This is a genomic window from Micromonospora vinacea, from assembly GCF_015751785.1.
Classification (GTDB): domain Bacteria; phylum Actinomycetota; class Actinomycetes; order Mycobacteriales; family Micromonosporaceae; genus Micromonospora; species Micromonospora vinacea.
In genome coordinates, this window is sequence record NZ_JADOTY010000001.1 from 6,239,401 (window position 1) to 6,257,884 (window position 18,484).

Here is an 18,484-nt window from a genome sequence, read left to right on the forward strand (position 1 = left end):
GCGACGAACTGAAGGAGAGACAGGCAGTGCCGGCAACACCACCCCAGCCACGCCGTACCGTGGCGATCATCCTGCTGGATCGGGTCGTGGCCATCGTCGCGGCCGTACGGCGGGTGCTCACCGGTCGGGAGGACGTCTCGCGGGCCACCTGGGTGGCCGTCGTCGCGGCGCTCGGGGTGCTGGTCGCGACGGTCGTGTCCGTCGTCGGGGTGCTGCGTACGCCGGAGAAGCTGACGCCGGTGACCCTCGACCCGCCGCCGTCCGTGGAGCAGGTGGGCGCGTCGCCGTCCGCTACCCCCCGCGCGCAGGCGCGACCGGCGCTCACCAGCCCGGCGGTGACCGCTCCCCCATCCGCCTCCGCCTCCGCGGTCCCACCGGCCGTCGCGTCGTCGACCCGGCCCACGCCGACCGGTGCGACCGCCGAGCCCACCCCGGCGGCCCTGAGCGCCGACTTCGCCATCACTGACAACGCCCTGCTCAGCTACGGTGCGACAGTGACGATCAGCAACCCCGGCTCGGTCCCGGCGCCGGGGTGGACGCTTGTCGTCACCCTGCCGCGGGAGTCGCTGGGGGTCAGCGGGGTCGAGGGTGCACAGGCCAGCCGGGACGGTGCGGTGTGGACGTTCGTGCCGGACCCGAACACCGGCCAGGTGCCCGTCAACGCGTCGGTCCGGGTGACGTTCCGGGTCAATGGATCGTTGACCGGTTCCGCCCCGAAGGCGTGCACCATCGACGGGGTCGCCTGCTCCGGCCTGTCGAACTGACCAACCGGGTACACAGCGATCGAGCGCGTACACCCGACGTTCCGGCGACCGCCATGCTTGATTGATCATCAGTTCGGGCCTGCTTCGTACCGTTCCGGCCATGACTGTCCTACCCGCATCACCGACGCTTCGCCGCGCCGGATCGCGCCTCGGCGCCCTGCGCACCCGGGCCGCCGCCGTCGTCGCCGCCCTCGCCGTCACCGGCGCTGCCGCCGCGGTCGCCGTCGCGACCTCGTCGCCAGCCACCGCCGAGCCGGGCAGCGTCGTCGTCTCGGAGAACTTCTCGGCCGGGTCGCTGCCCGCCGGTTGGCACGCGGTCGACGGCGCCTGGAAGGTCGAGAACGGCCGACTGTACGGAACCTCCGCCAGCTCCAGCGAGAACAACAAGATCACTTTTGGTCGGCACCTCAACGACTTCCGCCTCGAGGCGACGATGCGCTTCGAGTCGGTCTCGGCCGCCACCCGCTGGGCCTCGCTCGGCATCGACGTTCCCGCCAGCGGCGCGACCCCCTGGTGGATCGCCACCATGCGCAGCGGCACCACCGCCGCCAACGGGCTCGAATTCGCCCAGCGGACCACTGCCAACGCCTGGGTCGTGACGAACACCGCCTCCGCCCCGTCCGCCGCCGGCACCGGCCGGGACGTCCGCGTCGCCGTCGAGGTGCACGGCAATCAGGCCCGTTGGATCTTCGACGGGCGGGAGGCGATGCGGACCAGCAGCCTCCAGCGCTCCGCCGATGGAGTCCAGGGGCTCTTCGTCAACGGGGCGACCGTGTCGTACGACGACGTCACCGTCACCGAGCTGGCGCCGAACGGCTACCTCCGCCCCGAGGGCAGCCCGTTCACAGTGATCGCCCACCGCGGCGCGTCCGCCGCCGCACCGGAGAACACCCTCGTCGCCCAGGAGATCGCCCGTAGGGGCGGCGCCGACTGGATCGAGAACGACGTCCAGCCGAGCAAGGACGGCATCCCGTTCATCCTGCACGACGGCACCGTCGACCGGACCACCGACGGCACCGGCAACATCCGGGACCTGACCGCCGCGCAGATCAAGGCACTCGACGCCGGCTCCTGGTTCGGCCCGCAGTACGTCGGCGAGCGGGTGCCCACCCTTGCCGAGCAGCTCGCCGACCTGCGGACCCGGGGCGGCAACCTGCTCGTGGAAATCAAGGGCAAGCACACCCGCGACGAGGTGGCCACCATCATCCAGGTGATCCGAGACGAGCAGATGATGGGCCGCGTCTTCATTCAGAGCTTCGAGGTCGACGCCCTGAAGTACACCCACGAGATCGCCCCCGAGCTGCCGCTCGGCCTGCTGCGCAGCACCCTCGACGCCGACCCGGTGGCGCTCGCGAAGGAGCTGCACCTGACCGCGTACAACCCGGACGGCAACGCGCTGCTGGCCAAGCCGGAGGTCGTCGCCCCGCTGCACGCGGCCGGGGTTGCCGTGATGGCCTGGACGATGGACTCCGCCGGCCTGTGGCAGCGGCTGGAGCGGATCGGCACCGACGCGATCATCACCAACCGCGCGGCCGAGCTGGTCGGGTGGAACTCGGCGTTCGTCCAGCGGGCCTCGGCGGACCCGACCGTGCAGATCACCTCGCCGGCCAACGGGTCCCGGCTGGACCGGGCGCAGTCCCCGGTGATCACGGTCGCCGCGACCAACGCGGACGCCGTCACCGTCACGCTGGACGGTAGGAAGTCGGCCGCCGGGCGCAAGCTCGACCTGGCCAAGCTGACCGCCGGCCGGCACACCATCTCCACCGAGGTGACCGGGCCCGAGGGCACCGCCACCGCGACCAGCACCTTCACCGTGACGGTGAGCCAGGCTGGCCTCGGCTATCTGATCCTCACCTCAAGCGCGGACCCGGCCGCCGTCACCGCGATGACCACCAAGCTGGCCCACGCCCAGTACGCCGAGCTGGCCACCTACGCCGACCGGCAGGCCGGCAAGCTGGTGCCGGCCGAGGTCGCCAGCGTCATCGCCGCCGACGCCCGCACCCTCGCGCTGAAGTAGTGGCTCTCCGGGTGGCGCGGCCCTCGGACCGCGCCACCCAGAGTCCTCAGTGGAGGGCAGCGGGCGATGCGGCCCGCTCGCCCCGCTCTCGCACCAACGGCAGCGCTGGCGCCAACGCCAGCCCCATGCACAGGCCGCCGATGGGGAGCAGGTCGAGGGTGATCGCCGGGAGGACGGTGCCGACGAGGAGCAGCGGCACACTCCACCACGGCAGCCGCCGTCGGGCGGCGAGCATGCCCGTGAGAACGAACAGGCCGACAAAGAAGAGCTGGGGTACGACGTCGTAGAAGGCCACCTCCACGCCAGGGATGTCCTTGAAGTCCGCGCTGAGCCTCGACATCTCCGCCCGGTCCTCGGCCAGCAGCCCCTCCACGATGTCCGCGCCGAACTGCACCATCGTCGCGGCGAGGCCGACAAACGTGCCGGCCAGCACCCCGGTGCGCCACGGACTGCGGGGCAGCAGGCGGGACAGCGCGAGCACACCCGGGACGAAGCACACCATGCCGGCGAGAGCGACCAGGTGCGCGGCCTGCCAGTCGAACCCGGGGCCGTACACCCCGTCGGATCTTGCCCACAGCCGGACCAGGCCGTAGGCCACGATGCCGACCGGTCCGGCGATCACGTAGAGCGCAGCGCGTTTCATGCCAGCCAGCATGTGGCCGCCGGAGCCTGCCGACCTCCGGGAGCTTCCCTCGGCTAGCCCTGGATTCCGTCTCAGGTCTTCCACCGACCAACCCCGAGACCTGTCAACCGCCGGTCAGGGACGGAATGGCTTGCCAGTCAGCGCGGATTCCTCCGGGAACGCCAGCGAGCTGAAGAACTTCTCCGTCTCGGCACTCCGGATGCCCTCGATCTTCGCCAGCAGCGCCTCCGTCGCCGCGTAGGCGCGCTGCTCCCGCTCGGCCGGATCAGCTGTCGCCTCGGCGCGACCGAAAGCGAGTCGCCACTGGTTGCTCGCCTCGATGAGACCGAAATGGGTACGCCGCAGCAGCGCCCACATCTGATCCCACTGATAAAAGGTGCGTAGTGCGGTGGCGGTGGCGATGACCACGCCCGAGACCGCGATTACGAGATTCTTGCCCGGGTAGCTGAAGCCGGCGAGCAGTGGCAGCGACGCACTGACGACGATGACCAGTATGCCGGTGGAACGAAACAGTCGACGGTGCCATTTGGCCCGCCAGTCGTAATGGTCTCTGAGCTTGTTGACGCTGTCTTCCGCCAAGGCGCGGTAGACCTGTAACGGATCACCGGGAGGGCTTTTCTGCGACACGGCGAGCAGCCCGCTCTGTCCTTGGTCAACAGACACGTCACGATGCTAGATGCTGCCCATGCGACGGTCTATAGCCCGAGAACACGATGTTGTCGGAGTATTGACGGGCGAACATCTCCCGCTCCGGTGAGGCGACCGGCCAGGCAATCACCGGAACCCCGTGGCGACGCCACCACGCCGTCACAGTGGACGGAAATGCGTCGACCTCGTAGGCCAGAAAATCGGGTCGAGTGACCAGGTTGCTGACCATACTGCGACCCACCATCCGGGTCAGTGGCCCGGCGGTGCGCAGCAGCCCGCAGATGCGCCCCACCGGCACTCGGCGGTGCGGCGGTAGTTTCCGCACCGCCACCCGCAACGCCGCCACGAGTAACGGGTCGAAGGATTCGACCGCGTACCGCCCCGGGTAGTCGGCGGTCTGCCGCAGCACCTCGTCGACGAGATCGAAGTTGAGGGCGAGCGTCGGCCGTTTCAACTCGATCAGCAGGGGCACCCGTCCGGCGACCCGGTCCAGTACCTCCGACAGCGTGGGCACCCGCTGGTCGGTGCCCTGCAACCGGAGCCGCTGCCGATCGGCCGGGGTCAGCTCCGCGGTGGCGATCGCCGCACCGGTGAGCGCCGTGAGGTCGTAGTCGTGCACGACGACGAGCTCGCCGGAGCGGGTGAGCTGCACGTCCAGCTCGCAGGCGTAGCCGGCGTCGGCGGCTGCCTCGAACGCCGCGAGCGAGTTGGCGGGTCGATTGTGGCCGGTCAGCCCGCGGTGCGCGATCGGGGTGTCGAGTAGCCAAACGTCGTCGGACGACACGCGATCCTCCTGAGCTTCCGGGACCGGGCTACCCGCACTCCGGAGCACACCGCGGAAGGGTTTTCGCGTACCTTACAGCGGTCGGTGGCGAGGGTGTTTCATGCTGGAGTGGTGATTCGTTTCGTACTGAATGTGCTGTGGCTCATCTTCGGCGGTGGCCTCGTGCTGGCGGTCGGCTACGGCATCGCCGCGCTGATCTGCTTCGTCCTGGTCATCACCATCCCGTTCGGCGTCGCGTCGCTGCGCCTCGCGGTCTACTCGCTGTGGCCCTTCGGTCGCACAGTGGTGCCCAAGCCGGGCGCGGGCGTCGGCTCCGGCCTGGCGAACATCCTCTGGGTGGTGCTGGCCGGGTGGTGGCTGGCGCTCTCCCACATCCTCGCGGGCGTCGCCCTCTGCGTCACGATCATCGGGATTCCGTTCGGCATCGCCAACTTCAAGCTCGTGCCGGCCGCGTTCTGGCCCCTCGGCCGCGAGGTCGTTGACGTGCCCTGAACACGGAAAACGGGAGACACCCGGTCTCCCGCTACCTCTAACTTATACCGCACTGGGGGGCTTGCGGCAAGACCCCATTTATGACGCAGAATCGTCGGCCGAGGCCAGATTCTGCCGAAATGGAAGTCATGAATTGGATTCCTTGCCTACCTCCGTGTTCGAACTTCCCGACCACCTCGCCCTCAAGGGCGACCCGGCGCTCATCGCCCAGGACGAGCGGCACTTCGCGGCCATGGCGCAGAGCCTCGCGCAGCTGAACGCCGAGCTGTCCGACCGCCTGGACGCCGCACGCCGGGCGCCCGGCGGCAAGGGCCGCCAAGCCGTCGACCGGGACGAGGAGGTCCGCCGGTTGACCGCCCGCCTGCGCTCGCTGAGCCGCTACGGGCTGGACCTGTGCCTGGGCCACGTGGTCGAGGCGGACCACCCCGAGCCCGTGTACGTCGGACGTCGCGGGCTCACCGACAGCACAGGTCGGCGGCTGCTGCTCGACTGGCGCTCACCCGCCGCCGAGCCGTTCTTCGGCGCGACCCACGCCAACCCGATGGGCCTGGCGAGCCGCCGCCGGTACCGCTGGACCCGCAGCCGGATCAGCGACTACTGGGACGAGGTGTTCACCCCGGACGGGTTCGTGGGGCACGCCGTCGCGCTCGACGACCAGTCCGCGTTCATCGCCAGCCTGGGCAGCGCCCGGTCGGCCCGAATGCGCGACGTGCTCAGCACGATCCAGGCCGACCAGGACGCCATCATCCGGGCGGGCTCGGCCGGCGCCCTCGTGGTCGACGGCGGTCCGGGCACCGGTAAGACAGTCGTCGCCCTGCACCGCACCGCGTACCTGCTCTACTCCGACCCGCGCCTCGGTCAGCGCCGGGGTGGGGTGCTCTTCGTGGGACCGCACCAGCCCTACCTGGCCTACGTCGCCGATGTCCTGCCCAGCCTCGGAGAGGAGGACGTGCAGACCTGCACCCTGCGCGACCTCGTCCCCGAGGGGGCCACGGCAACCGCCGACACGGACCCGGAGGTGGCCCGGCTGAAGTCCTCGGCCGAGCTGATCCGCGCCGTCGACGCCGCAGTGCGGTTCTACGAGGACCCGCCGACCGCCCCGATGACGATCACGGTCGGCGACTCCGACGTCCGGCTGAGCGCCGACGACTGGGCCGACGCGTTCCAGGCGCCAGGCCCGGGCACCCCGCACAACGAGGCGCGCGAGGAGATCTGGGAGGAGTTGCTCACCATCCTCGTCGACCGGTACGACGGCGACGAGCCGGAGGACCTGCTCCGCGACTCGCTGCTGCGTAACCGGGAACTGCGGGCAACGGTCAACAGTGCCTGGCCGTTGCTCGACGCGGCCGATCTCGTGGGTGACCTGTGGTCGGTGCCCGCGTACCTGCGCAAATGCGCGCCGTGGCTCAGCCCGGCGGAGGTCCGCAAGCTGCAACGCGACGAGCCCCGGGCCTGGACCGTGTCCGACCTGCCGCTGCTCGACGCGGCCCGGCAGCGGCTCGGCGACGCGGAGAGGTCGGGGCGCAGCCGTCGGCGCGACCCGGCCGCCGCCGTCGAACGCGAGCACATGGCCCGGGTCGTCGACGAACTGCTCGCGGCCGACACCTACGACGACGGCGAGGGCCTGCTGGCGATGTTGCGCCAACCCGACCTGCGCGACGTCCTGGCCGACGAGTCCGGGCTGCCGGACGCCGATCCGGACCTGCTGGCCGGCCCGTTCGCGCACATCGTCGTGGACGAGGCGCAGGAGCTGACCGACGCGCAGTGGCAGATGCTGTTGGCTCGCTGCCCGTCGCGCAGCTTCACCATCGTGGGCGACCGCGCCCAAGCCCGGCACGGGTTCACCGAGTCCTGGCAGGAACGCCTCAAGCGGGTCGGGCTGGACCGGGTCACAGTCGCCTCGCTGAGCATCAACTACCGGACGCCGGCGGAGGTCATGGCGGAGGCCGAGCCGGTCATCCGGGCCGTGCTCCCGGACGCGAACGTGCCGACCTCCATCCGCGGCAACGGGCTCCCCGTCGTGCACGGACCGGTCGCCGACCTGCTGTCGATCCTCGACACATGGCTCGCCGCGCACGCCGACGGAATCGCGTGCGTCATCGGTGACCCGACGTTCCCGCCCACGGCCCGGGTCCGGTCGCTCAGCCCCGAGCAGGCCAAGGGCCTGGAGTTCGACCTGGTCGTCCTCGTCGACCCGGAAACCTTCGGCACCGGCGTCTCAGGGGCGGTCGACCGCTACGTCGCGATGACCCGGGCAACCCAGCAACTCGTGCTCCTGACCAGCGGGTGAGGGCGTGCCGCCCGGCCGGGTTCGGGGCACCCGACGCCCCGCAGGACCGCCCGGAGGCGGCCCTGCGGGGCGTCGGAACTAGTTGCCGAGCGTGACGTGCAGGATCCTCTCGTTGCTGTTGTTCGGGGTGCTGTCCTTGTCGCCGACAGTCGTGGTGGTCAGCCACAGCCCCCCGTCGGGAGCCGGCTCCACGGTCCGCAACCGACCGTAGGTACCACTGAAGTACGTCTGCACGTTCGTCAGGCTGCTGCCGCTGATCACCGCGCGGTACATCCGAGCGCCTCGGGCGCAGGCAACGTAGAGCGCGTCGCGCACGATCGTGATGCCGGAGCAGGACCCCTCGGCGGTCGGATAGGTGCGGGCCGGCGCGATGAACCCGGCCGTGCCGCAGCTGCCACTGGTGCCCTCGCACGCCGGCCAGCCGTAGTTTCCGCCCTTGGTGATCAGGTTGGTCTCGTCCATCACCGAGTTGCCGAACTCCTGCTCCCACAGCCGGCCCTGCGAGTCGAACGCCAGCCCCTGCGGGTTGCGGTGGCCGTAGCTCCACACGTAGTTGCCGAACGGGTTGTCCGAGGGGACTGTGCCGTCCGGGTTGAGTCGCAGGATCTTGCCTTCGAGGCTGGACCGGTCCTGGGCGTAGTTGCCGTTCTGGGCGTCTCCGGTGCTGGCGTACAGCTTCCCGTCCGGGCCGAAACGCAGGCGACCACCGTCGTGGTACTTGTTCCGCCGGATGCCGCTGAGAAGGACCTGTTCGCTGGCGGTGTTGAGTCGCCCGTTCTCCAACCTGATCCGGACGATGCGGTTGTCGCTCGGCGAGGTGTGCATGATGTACAGCCAGCGGTCGCTGGCGTAGCTGGTCGAGATGGCCAGGCCCAGCAGGCCACCCTCACCGTCAGTGCTCTGCACGTTCGGCACCGTGCCCAGGTTGGTCTTGGCCCCGGTGGTCGGGTTGAGCTGGATGATGTCGTGCGCGTCGCGGCGGTTGTAGAGCACGCTGCCGTCGGGCAACGTCACCAGACCCCACGGGATGTCGGTGTCGGTGGTGACCTGCCGCACCCCGCACACCGGGTTGGCGCACGCCGCACCGGTGGTCACCGTCGCGGTGCCGCTGCGCGACGAGGCGTTGTCCTGCGCGTCCCGAGCCACCACGTGGTACTGGTAGGAGGTGTTCGCCGCCAGGCCGCTGTCGGTGAACGTGGTCGCCGGCGGCGCGCCGGTGACAGTGCCCACCTTCGCGCCGGCCCGGTGAATGTCGTACGCCCGCACCCCGATGTTGTCGGTCGACGCGGTCCAGCGCAGCGTCACAGTGGTGCCCGACGCGGTGCCGGTGAGCTGCTGCGGCGCGGTCGGCGGCTGGCTGTCGGCCTGGCAGGGCGGCGGAGTGATGGAGACGGTGGCACTCGCCTGTGACACGTTGCCGGCGGCGTCGCGGGCGTTGACGTACAGACCCCAGGTCGCCCCGGCCACCACCGTCAGGTTGGTGGAGAGCGTCGTGCCGCTCACCGACGTCATCAGCTGGCCGTCGTGGTAGATGTCGTAGAAGGCCACAGCGACGTTGTCCGTCGAGGCGTTCCACGCGAACGTCACCGAGTTGCACGTCAGACCGCTCACCCGTGGGTTGCCCGGCGCCGTCGGCGGCTGGCTGTCGGCGCTGCCGAGGGACGTCGTCCACCGCTGGTTGGACTGCCCGTTGCAGGTCCAGAGACCGACTGTGGTGCTGTTGGCGGTGCCCGCGCCGGACACGTCCAGGCACAGGCCGGACTGGACCCCGACGATGGTCCCGGAGGTGGTGATCCGCCAGCGTTGGTTGGCGCCGCCGGTGCAGCCGTTGATCTGCAGCGCGGCCGGGGCGGTGGTGTCCTGTCCGACCACGTCGAGGCACATCGTGTCGTCGTATACCCGCAGCTCACCACTCGAGGTGAAGGTCCACGCCTGGTTGGCCTGGCCGTTGCAGTCGTAGATGTTGATGCCGGCACCGGCGGTCCTGACGTTGCCGACCACGTCCAGGCAACGACCGCTGGCCACGCCAACGACTGTCGACGGTGCCGCGGCGGCCGCCGGCACACCAACGGCCAGGCTCAGCAGCGTCACCGCCACCATCGCCGCCGGCAACAGCCGCCGTCGTGGGTGTGGGTTTCTCAGCGCGACGACTCGCATCCGTCCTCCAGGATCAGGGCATCGACCGGCCCGCCCAGACGACGAAGCGCCCGACCACGCCGAACATGCACATCGACCATCAAAGATGTGTGCGGCGCCCATGTCAAACGATGTCCCTCGATCGGGGGGCAAAACCGCAGATCGGCGTACGCTTCGGTCAGCTGCCGAGCAACGTCTCCCGGACGTACCGGCGGGCATGATGGATCCGCGACTTCAGCGTGCCCATCGGGATGCCCAGTTGCCCGGCGATCTCCTGATAGTCGAGCTGACACAGGTCGCGGAGCACGAGGGCCGTCGCCAGCTCCGGCCGGTGCGCCTCCAACCGGTCCAGCGCGTCCAGGAGGTCGAGGCGGGAACCGGCGATGACGCTCGTCGTGCGGGGATCGGCCACCTCGACGGGCAGCAGCGCGCTGGGCCGCTCGGCCGCTCGTCTCCGCAGTGACCGGTACGTCTGGCGGGCGCAGTTGGCGACCACTGTGTACAACCAGGTGGAGAACAGCGACCGGCCCTCGAACCGTTGGATGTGCCGGGCCACCTGCAACAACGCGTCCTGTGCCGCCTCCTCCGCGTCCTGCCGGCAGGGCAGGAACCGCCCGCACTGCTCCAGCACCCGCGGACCGATCGCGGCCAGCAGCGCATCGAGTGCGGCGCTGTCGCCTGCCGCAGCCCGCCTCGCCAGTTCCTCGGTGTCAGATTCCTTCGCCACCCGCGCTCCCCCGCTCGTGGGCGTCACCGGAGTCCCGGTCGCCGGATAATACGGTCGTGTCCATCCCGCCACAGGTTGGCCGGTACCGCATCGCGCACCCCGTCGGCGCCGGTGCGTTCGCCACCGTGTGGCTGGCGTACGACGACGAGCTGCGCTCGCCGGTGGCGGTGAAGGTGCTCGCCGACAACTGGTCGCAGCGGGCCGACATCCGGGGACGCTTCCGCCAGGAGGCCCGCTTCATGCGGCAGGTCGACTCCGATCACCTGGTCCGGGTGTTGGACATCGGCGAGCTGCCCGACGGCCGGCCGTACCTGGTGATGACGTACGCCGCTGGCGGCACGCTCGCCGACCGGCTGACCGGCGGGCCGATACCGGTGCGCGCGGCGTTGCGGATCGCCGCCGACATCGCCAGGGCGGTGGCCGTCCTGCACGACAGCGGCGTGCTGCACCGCGACCTCAAGCCCTCCAACGTGCTGTTCGACCCCACCCCGGCCGGTGACCGGGTGTTGGTCGCCGACCTGGGGCTGGCCAAGACACTCGCGCACGCGTCCGGGTTCACAGTGGTCGCCGGCACGCCCGCCTACATGGCGCCCGAGCAACTCGTCCCCGGCAGAGGGATCGACGTGCGCGCCGACGTGTATGCGATCGGCGCGCTGACGCAACACATGTTGACCGGCGTACCGCCGGGGCAGCCGGTGGCGGCAGCCCGCGCACCCGCCGCCGTCGAGCGGGTCGTCCGCCGGGCGCTGCACCGCGATCCGGACCGCCGCTGGCCCACGGCGGCCGCGTACGCCTCCGCGTTGGAGGGTCTGCTCGCCGGCCGGCAGCTCACGGCCCGCCCGCCGCCACGGCGGCGGCTCCGCCGGTTCCTGGCCGCCGTCGGCGCCGTGGCCGCGACGCTGGTCATGGCCGGATCCGCCACCGCCGCCACCGCGCCGCACGGCTGGATCCGGGTGGGTGACACGACCGGCGCTGTCTCGGTGGCCGTTCCCGGCGGCTGGGCGCGGCAGCTGCGCGACGGTGGCTGGGACCCGACGGTGATCGGCCTCGCCGAGGGGCGTGGCCCCGGCCTGCTCGTCGGGACGGACCTCACAGTGTGGTCCGATGTCGACAGCGCGACACCGGGAGTCTTCGTGGGTGTGAGCCGTGCGCTGCGCGGAGCGGAGCAGCCGGCACTGCCCGATCACAGTGGATGCACGCCCGCCGCCGCTCGGGCGGTCACCGTCGCCACTTTCAGTGGGACCGTCCGGCACTGGGCGCGATGCGGTGGCGCGCAGACGTCCTTCAGCGAGGTCACCCTGGTCGCCGCCGCCGCCACCTTCGCGGTGTACGTCCAGGTCAAGCAGACCGACGGCCTCGACCGCACCGACGAGATCCTCGGCACGCTGCGGGTGGACGCTTCGATGGTCGCGCAACGCTAGTACCGCTTCCAGTTTCCGCTTCCGTCGGCCTTGCGCCACCGACGGGTCTCGGTGCCGCCGTCGAGCTTGCGGACGGTGGCCTGCACGTCCTCGCCCACCACCCGGTACGAGACGAACGTCATCACCCGGTCGCCGGACGGGCTGGAATCGTCGCCCAGGATGACCGGCCACGCGTACCGTCCTCCGCCGTCGGCGAGCTGAACCGGCACGAGGGCCTGCCGTCGCGCGGCGTCGCTGTTGCCCAGTTCGACGAGGACGAGCGCGTCCTCGGTCGACGGCGCGTTCGCCGGCTCCTCGGTGATGAACTCGGCATAGACCGGCCGCGCGCCGTTGGGCAGGATCCGGCACGGGATGTCGAGGCCGTTCGACCCGTTCCGGAACACCACGGAGTCGGACTCCCCGCAGAAGCCCAGGTTGCGGATCGTGGCATTGGGCCAGTCGGTCCGCCTGATCTCGCTCACCGGCGCGGCCGGCCGGGAGGTGCGGGTGGCCGGGGCACCCGGGGTGGCGCTGCGGGTGGCCGGAGCGCTCGGGCTGGTGCTGCCGGTCGCCGGAGCGCGCGACGCCGACGGGCTCGGCGGGCTCGCGCTGGTGGACGGAGAGCCGGCGGGCCCGGCGTCACCACCGACCCGTTCCACCGCTGACGTGCAACCGGCGACGAACGCAACGGTGAGCATCGCACCGACGAGCAGGTTTCCGCGCATGGGTGATCCTTCCTTCGCGGGTCTGTCACAGGGTTTGATGCACCGGTACGGGCGGTGGTTCACGTGACCGGAGCGGCATCTCTGCCCACCATCGGTGCACCCCTTTCCTCCTCCTCAGGTCGTACGCGTAGTGCCGTCCCGCGCCAGATGGTTCGGGGCGATCGCTCGAACAGGCTTGTTCCAAGGCATCGGGTGACGCCGTACGGACCTGCTCCGGACACGTCCACCGGTGACAGCCACCCCACTCTCCGTGCGCGGTCCACCCCCGGTCGAGAGTGGACATTGCGGGAGTACGATCCCGCTCGTACCGCTGTGGTTACCTCCAGCTGACGACCCCTCGATAGGAGCCAGGCATGGCCGGCCCGGACCCCGAACTCGCCGCGAAGCTTCAGCCCGACGTGCCGCACGCGGCACGGATCTGGAACTACTGGATGGGTGGCAAGGACAACTTCCAGTCCGACCGGGCGGCCGGCGACGCTGTTGCCGAGGTCTACCCGGAGATCGTCCTCATGGCGCAGCAGTCGCGCGTGTTCCTGGTGCGGGCCGTGCGTTACCTCGCGGCCGAGGCGGGCATCCGGCAGTTCCTGGACATCGGCACCGGCCTGCCCACCATGCAGAACACGCACGCGGTCGCCCAGGGTGTGGCGCCCGACTCGCGGATCGTCTACGTGGACAACGACCCGATGGTGCTGGTGCACGCGCGGGCACTGCTGGCCAGCACCACGTCGGAGGGTGTCACCACCTACGTCCCGGCCGACTACCACGACCCGGAGAAGATCCTCGCCGAGGCGGCGCAGACGCTCGACTTCGACCAGCCCATCGCCGTGATGTACATGGGCGTGATGGGCTACGAGCCCGACCTGGACGTGGTGCGCTCGATCGTCGGGCGCACCATGGACGCGGTGCCGTCCGGCTCACACCTGGTGCTCTGGGACGGCACCAACACCAGCCCGGCGGTGGTTTCCGGCGCCGAGCGGCTGGCGCAGAGCGGCGGAGTTCCGTACATCCTGCGCAGCCCGGAGGAGCTCGAGAGCTGCTTCGACGGGCTGACGATGGTGGAGCCGGGCCTGGTGCCGATCCCGCTGTGGCGAGCGGAGGATCCCGACACCGTCGGGATCGACGCCTACGGCGCGGTGGCCCGCAAGCCCTGACCGACACGACGTCCGCCCCGCTCACGCCGTCTCGGCAGAGCGGGGCGGACGTCGTTCACCGCGCGCAGGTCAGGGTCAGGCCGTCGGGCACCGCGCTGGTCGACACGAGCAGACCGAACGTCGTCGCTCCGTCCAGCGCCAGCGTCCCGTTGTAGGAGGCGTTGCGCACTGTGGCGTCGGCGCCGGCCGTCTCGGCCACCCCACCCCAGGCCGCCTGGATCCGCTCGTCACCGGACCACCGCCAGGAGACGCGCCACCGGTCCAGCGGCAGCGTCCCGGTGTTGCGGACCGTGACCGTCGCCACGAAGCCGCCGCCCCAGTGGGTGTCGATCGTGGCCGTCGCGCGGCACGAGGTCGGTGAGGCGGTGCGGGCCGAGGCGATCACGTACGGGTCCCGTCGGCCGTCGACGTCGGTGAACCGGTACCAGTACTCCGTGTCAGGAGTCAGCCGGTCGATGGTCACCGCGCCGTTGCGCTCCGGCCCGGAGACGCCCTCGGCGACAGCGGCCCGCCACTGCTGGGCGTCCTCGCGGCTGGTGAAGAGGCTGACTGTCATCGGCGGGTCGTAGCCGCAGGGTGGGCGGAAGAAGATGAAGTACGAGATGGTCAGGCTCGTGGTGGTAGCTCCGGTCACGTTCGCAGTGATCGGCAATGCCGGTGGGCAGGCCGGCGTCGGTGTCGCCGACGGCGTTGGCGTCGGCGTGGCTGTCGCTTCGGCGGTGGTGGTCGTCCCGGTCCAGGTGGCCAGCGCCATGGCCGTGACGGCGAGGAACATGCGAAGCATCGGTACCTCCGTGGTTACCAGGCACCGATGACCGAGGTGGTAGCCGGTGCCGCACTCGGGTTTCGGTCGACGACGAGGGCTGCCCGGCACGGGTGACATGGTCACCTCGTACGCCCCGTGGACCGGAGGAGATCTGGTGCGCGCTGGCTCCCCGAGCACCACCGAACCACAGCATGGCAGGCGATGGACATCGATACAACCTGATCCCGATCTCGTCGAACATCGTCCGCTTCCTCGTCGCCGCACTGACACCCGCTGGGCGCCCGAACCCCGAATGATCTATTGGCATCTATCCATTCGGACACGGGAGCACACCATGCTCGACGCAAGCAGCACGACCCGGCGACCCCGGGGAGTGCGGGCACTGATCGCGGCAGGCGCTGCGGCACTGCTGACGGCCGCCGCGCTGGCCGCACCGGCCCCCGCCGACGCCGCCGCCAGCCGGGCCGAGCTGGCCCTCCGCTGGGCGCCCATCCACTACCAGGACGTGGACGCCACCGGCAGCCACGCCCTGAGCGGCCAGTCGGACCACCTCACCCGGGTCGACTTCGACGGCGACCTGGACGGACGCAACAACTGGGACCGGGCCGGCCAGGCAGGCTCCTCGTTCGCCGCGCACGTGTACTACTCCGTCGTGGAGACGAGCACCCACTGGTACATCACGTACTTTTTCTTCCACCCTCGCGACTGGACCGACCACCCGTTCTTCGAGACCGAACACGAGAACGACGGTGAGGGCGCGCTGTTCGCGATCGAGCGGGACGGCTCCACGTACGGCGTTCTCCGCTCGGCCGTCACTGTCGCGCACAGTGACTTCTTCTCCTACACGCCGACCGGCAGCACCTGGACCAGCGGCGGGGAGAGCATCGACGGCACCCTGCGGTTCCAGGCGTCACCGCACGACACGTTCCAGCACCCGGTGACGGCGCAGGAGGCACAGGGCCACGGCCTCAAGGCACACCCGCAGTACGACATCAACGGCGACGGCCTGGTCTACTACCCGTCGACCGTCGCCGAGACCCCCAGCAGCAGCAACGACCGCGACGTGCGGTACCAACTGATCGACATCTTCGCCGCTGGCGGCCTGTGGGCGCAGCGGTCCAACGCGAGCCTGTTCGCCAGCCTGGGCACGTTCGCCGGTGACACGTCCGGCGACTGCGGCGTCGGCACCTGGAGCTGTTCGACCAACTCCGCCAACGCGCCCTGGGGCTGGGACGACGGCAACGACGCCCCCGCGCGTGGCGAGATCGCCAGCGACCCGGCGAAACTGTCGGCCGCGTACTTCACAGTGCCGACCGGGCTGGCCCGCACCTACAGCTACAACCCGTACGCCGGTGCGGCTGCGGCGCTCGCCGAGGCGGCGAGGACGGCTCCACCGACCGTCGACTGATCTCTTCGTCTCCCCGGGGTCGGACCGTCCTGGTCCGTCACCGGGGAGACGAACCGACCCGTACCCGGTCGCTCTCGTCGTCGGAGAGAAAGGCCGCCAGCGCCTGCCCCTGCTCGGTGACGGCGGCCCGGTCCGCTCGGGAGAAGCCGCGTAGTGGGTTGACGGTCACCGTGCCCGACTCGACGCTCCAGGTCGCCGCGACCCGGCCGTCGACGAGCACCACGCGTTCGCCGGCCACCGACAGGCCACGGTGGGCGTCGTCGATGATCCGGGTGCGGTCGTCGTAGCCGAGGATCGCGTTGTCGAACGCCGGCAGGAACCGCACCGGGGCGGGGGTGTCCGGGTCGGGGCGCGGCGCGTCGGGGAGGTCGATCAGCTTCCGACCACGTTCGTCGCGGAAGGTCACCAACTCGTCCCGCATCGCGGTCACCACTGCCGGCAGCCCGGCGAGGCCGCACCAGGCCCGCAGGTCGGCCGTGGCCGCCGGGCCGAACGCGGCCAGGTAGCGGCGCACGAGCAGCTGGCCGACCTGGTCGGCGCCTTCTGCGGTCGGGGGGGCGATTTCCCGGTCGAGCCAGGCGGAGACCAGGGCGTAGCGCACGCCCCCCTTCGCCCGCCACACCCCGCGCGGCGGCAGCTGTGTCATCGGGAGCAGCGCGATCGCCATCTCGCCCAGCGCCTGCACCCCCGCCGTCGGCCAGCGCTCGCCGAGCGCCCGCCCGATCTCGGGCATCGAGCGGGGCTCACCGTCGGACACCACGGCCCGTGCGGCAGCGGCGAGGTCGTCGAGGTCAACCCCGTCGAGCTCGCTCCGGTAGACCCCGAGCACACGTTGGCGCAGCATGGCGTCGTGACGCGGACGCCAGGCCACGGCGTCGTCGGCGACGAGCAGGTGGACGGTGCGGCGCATGAGGTGGGTACGCACCACGTGCCGTTCGGTCAGCAGGGTCGAGAGCACCGTCGGGTCGAACGCGCGCAGCCGCGACCACAGCCCGATGAAGGGCTCCTGCGGCTCCTGGGCCTGGAGGCCACCGAGGTGGGCGACGGCGTCGAGCGCCGGCAGGTCGGCGCGGTCCAGCAGCAACTGCCGGGCGAGCGTCGCGCGGTTGAGCGCCCGGGTGTCGAGAATGGTCATAGGGTCCTTTCGGCCGGCGTCATTATCTGACCCGGAGCCGACAGTCTGGGCGCCCGACCGCCTCAGATACGCGAAACCGCCCCGTCCGGCGGCACCGGGCGGGGCGGATTCGAGCGGGTGCACCGATCAGTGCCTGCCCACGAAGATCCCGATGCCGTTGGCGACCATTCGCTCCGTACCGTCGGATGGGCTGTTGCGGGCGGTGGCCGCGGCCTGGCCCGGCTCGCGGACGGCGACAGTGCTCGAACCACCGCCGTCCAGGTTCACTGCGGCGTCCGCGCCGAGTGAGCGCATCAGGTCGGCCAGTTCGGCGATCGTGAACCCGGCGCTGGCCGGGGCGCGGCCGGCCAGGGCGACCAGGTACACGGTTCGACCGTCGGGGCTGACACCGGCCGCACTGCGTACCGCGGCGGTCTTGGTGTCCAGGCCTGCCAGCGGCGCACCGTCGCGCAGGATCGGCGCGCCACCGACCGCGAAGGTCAGCTTCGGCTTGCCGACGGAGACGAGCTTCTCGCGCACCTGCACCCGGTCGCCGACGGCGAGGTCGTCGAGCGCGTCCGCGCCGCCCTCCCGGCCGACCAGCACCTGGGTGTCGGCCGGGATCGCGCCCGCACCGGGCGTCGGGCCAACCGCAGTCACCACGCCGTCGCGTACGGTCACCTCGTAGGTGTGGGTGCTGCACGGGTCGCTGCGGCTGGTGTCGGTGCCGCAGGTGGACCGGACCCGGGAGGCGGTCCCCCAGTCGGCGGTGAACAGGCCGACGCCGTCGACCGGGAGCGCGTACTGGTTCAGGCCGCCCAGCGCGACGGTGCCCTTCGCGCTGCGCACCTCGCCGTCCAAGCTCAGGGTGTCCACGCGCGCCTTGCCGTTCACGCCGACGCCGAACACGTCCCGGGTCGAGGTGCCCGGGGCCAGGCCGGGGCCGAAACGCTGGGCGGTCGGCACCGCGAACTTCAACTCCTCGCCGTCGGCGATCTCCGGACCGGACGACGAGTAGGTCGGGGTCACGCCCGCGTGCGTCTCACTGTTGTTGAAGAAGTCGCCGTTGACGCCGGCCACGGCGCCCTGCTCGTTCGTCATCGCCGAGACGACAGTGCGCTGCGCCACCGCGTCGGGGTGCAGCAGGTCCAGGGAGACCTTGTTCTTCTTCAGGTCGGCGGTGAGCAGGTAACCGACTGTGACGCCTCGGGGCGTGGTCACCTGGAACGAGCCGTATGTGACGCCCGGGGCGAGCTGCTCGGTCGAGGTGATGGTGATCGGGGTGGCCGTCGCGGGTACCGTGGCGGTCGCGGCGTGGGCGACGCCGGCCGGCGTCACGAGCGTGGTCAGCCCCGCCGCGAGCAGCAGCGCCAGACGTGGGCGTACGAGGTGTGGTGACCTCATTGCCGCTCCTTTCCT

The 18,484-nt window shown here is 70.9% G+C and carries 16 protein-coding genes; 7 read left to right on the forward strand and 9 right to left on the reverse strand.

The window, feature by feature from the left end; translation table 11 throughout:
* Nucleotides 1-26 precede the first annotated feature (26 nt).
* The gene (locus tag IW249_RS35085; protein WP_196923713.1) at nt 27-764 is read left to right on the forward strand and encodes a cellulose binding domain-containing protein; all 738 of its coding nucleotides are present in this window, start codon (nt 27-29) and stop codon (nt 762-764) included.
* 100 nt (nt 765-864) lie between these two features.
* Nucleotides 865-2,781, forward strand: coding sequence for a glycerophosphodiester phosphodiesterase (locus IW249_RS29195; RefSeq protein WP_196923714.1), 1,917 nt, complete (start codon nt 865-867; stop codon nt 2,779-2,781).
* Between the two features lie 46 nt (nt 2,782-2,827).
* Here the strand turns inward: IW249_RS29195 and IW249_RS29200 are convergent, their stop codons facing one another.
* The 3 genes from IW249_RS29200 to IW249_RS29210 form a co-directional block, all read right to left on the reverse strand.
* The gene (locus IW249_RS29200; RefSeq protein WP_196923715.1) at nt 2,828-3,424 is read right to left on the reverse strand and encodes a hypothetical protein; all 597 of its coding nucleotides are present in this window, start codon (nt 3,422-3,424) and stop codon (nt 2,828-2,830) included.
* Between the two features lie 114 nt (nt 3,425-3,538).
* Nucleotides 3,539-4,087: an SLATT domain-containing protein gene (locus IW249_RS29205; RefSeq protein WP_196923716.1), complete on the reverse strand. Its 549-nt coding sequence runs from the start codon at nt 4,085-4,087 to the stop codon at nt 3,539-3,541.
* A 1-nt stretch (nt 4,088) separates the two neighbouring features.
* On the reverse strand, nt 4,089-4,856 hold the full coding sequence (locus tag IW249_RS29210) for a glycerophosphodiester phosphodiesterase family protein (protein ID WP_196923717.1): 768 nt from the start codon (nt 4,854-4,856) through the stop codon (nt 4,089-4,091).
* A 111-nt stretch (nt 4,857-4,967) separates the two neighbouring features.
* On the opposite strand from IW249_RS29210, the gene IW249_RS29215 reads away from it, so the two are divergent.
* Both IW249_RS29215 and helR read left to right on the forward strand, forming a co-directional pair.
* Nucleotides 4,968-5,348, forward strand: coding sequence for a YccF domain-containing protein (locus tag IW249_RS29215; RefSeq protein WP_196923718.1), 381 nt, complete (start codon nt 4,968-4,970; stop codon nt 5,346-5,348).
* A gap of 154 nt (nt 5,349-5,502) precedes the next feature.
* Nucleotides 5,503-7,638, forward strand: a complete 2,136-nt coding sequence (helR, locus tag IW249_RS29220) for an RNA polymerase recycling motor ATPase HelR (protein ID WP_307788746.1) — start codon at nt 5,503-5,505, stop codon at nt 7,636-7,638.
* 78 nt (nt 7,639-7,716) lie between these two features.
* Here helR and IW249_RS29225 read toward each other — a convergent pair whose 3' ends face one another.
* Both IW249_RS29225 and IW249_RS29230 read right to left on the reverse strand, forming a co-directional pair.
* Entirely contained in the window at nt 7,717-9,795 is a 2,079-nt protein-coding gene (locus IW249_RS29225; RefSeq protein WP_196923720.1) for a PQQ-dependent sugar dehydrogenase, read from the reverse strand.
* Between the two features lie 157 nt (nt 9,796-9,952).
* The gene (locus tag IW249_RS29230; protein ID WP_196923721.1) at nt 9,953-10,501 is read right to left on the reverse strand and encodes an RNA polymerase sigma factor; all 549 of its coding nucleotides are present in this window, start codon (nt 10,499-10,501) and stop codon (nt 9,953-9,955) included.
* A 56-nt stretch (nt 10,502-10,557) separates the two neighbouring features.
* On the opposite strand from IW249_RS29230, the gene IW249_RS29235 reads away from it, so the two are divergent.
* The gene (locus IW249_RS29235; protein ID WP_196923722.1) at nt 10,558-11,922 is read left to right on the forward strand and encodes a serine/threonine-protein kinase; all 1,365 of its coding nucleotides are present in this window, start codon (nt 10,558-10,560) and stop codon (nt 11,920-11,922) included.
* Here the strand turns inward: IW249_RS29235 and IW249_RS29240 are convergent.
* Entirely contained in the window at nt 11,919-12,626 is a 708-nt protein-coding gene (locus IW249_RS29240) for a hypothetical protein (protein WP_196923723.1), read from the reverse strand. The genes IW249_RS29235 and IW249_RS29240 overlap by 4 nt on opposite strands.
* A 353-nt stretch (nt 12,627-12,979) precedes the next feature.
* Here IW249_RS29240 and IW249_RS29245 point away from each other — a divergent pair, with 353 nt between their 5' ends.
* Nucleotides 12,980-13,777 (forward strand): SAM-dependent methyltransferase, encoded by a 798-nt coding sequence (locus IW249_RS29245; RefSeq protein WP_196923724.1) that lies wholly within the window; start codon nt 12,980-12,982, stop codon nt 13,775-13,777.
* Nucleotides 13,778-13,832: 55 nt separating this feature from the next.
* Here the strand turns inward: IW249_RS29245 and IW249_RS29250 are convergent, their stop codons facing one another.
* Complete coding sequence (locus IW249_RS29250) at nt 13,833-14,561, reverse strand: cellulose binding domain-containing protein (RefSeq protein WP_196923725.1); 729 nt, start codon at nt 14,559-14,561, stop codon at nt 13,833-13,835.
* 316 nt (nt 14,562-14,877) lie between these two features.
* Here IW249_RS29250 and IW249_RS29255 point away from each other — a divergent pair, with 316 nt between their 5' ends.
* Nucleotides 14,878-15,951: a hypothetical protein gene (locus IW249_RS29255; RefSeq protein WP_196923726.1), complete on the forward strand. Its 1,074-nt coding sequence runs from the start codon at nt 14,878-14,880 to the stop codon at nt 15,949-15,951.
* A 37-nt stretch (nt 15,952-15,988) separates the two neighbouring features.
* On the opposite strand, the gene IW249_RS29260 is transcribed toward IW249_RS29255, so the two are convergent.
* Together IW249_RS29260 and IW249_RS29265 are read right to left on the reverse strand one after the other, a co-directional pair.
* On the reverse strand, nt 15,989-17,086 hold the full coding sequence (locus IW249_RS29260; RefSeq protein ID WP_196923727.1) for a winged helix DNA-binding domain-containing protein: 1,098 nt from the start codon (nt 17,084-17,086) through the stop codon (nt 15,989-15,991).
* Nucleotides 17,087-17,212: 126 nt separating this feature from the next.
* Complete coding sequence (locus tag IW249_RS29265; RefSeq protein ID WP_196923728.1) at nt 17,213-18,469, reverse strand: phosphodiester glycosidase family protein; 1,257 nt, start codon at nt 18,467-18,469, stop codon at nt 17,213-17,215.
* Nucleotides 18,470-18,484: the final 15 nt, after the last annotated feature.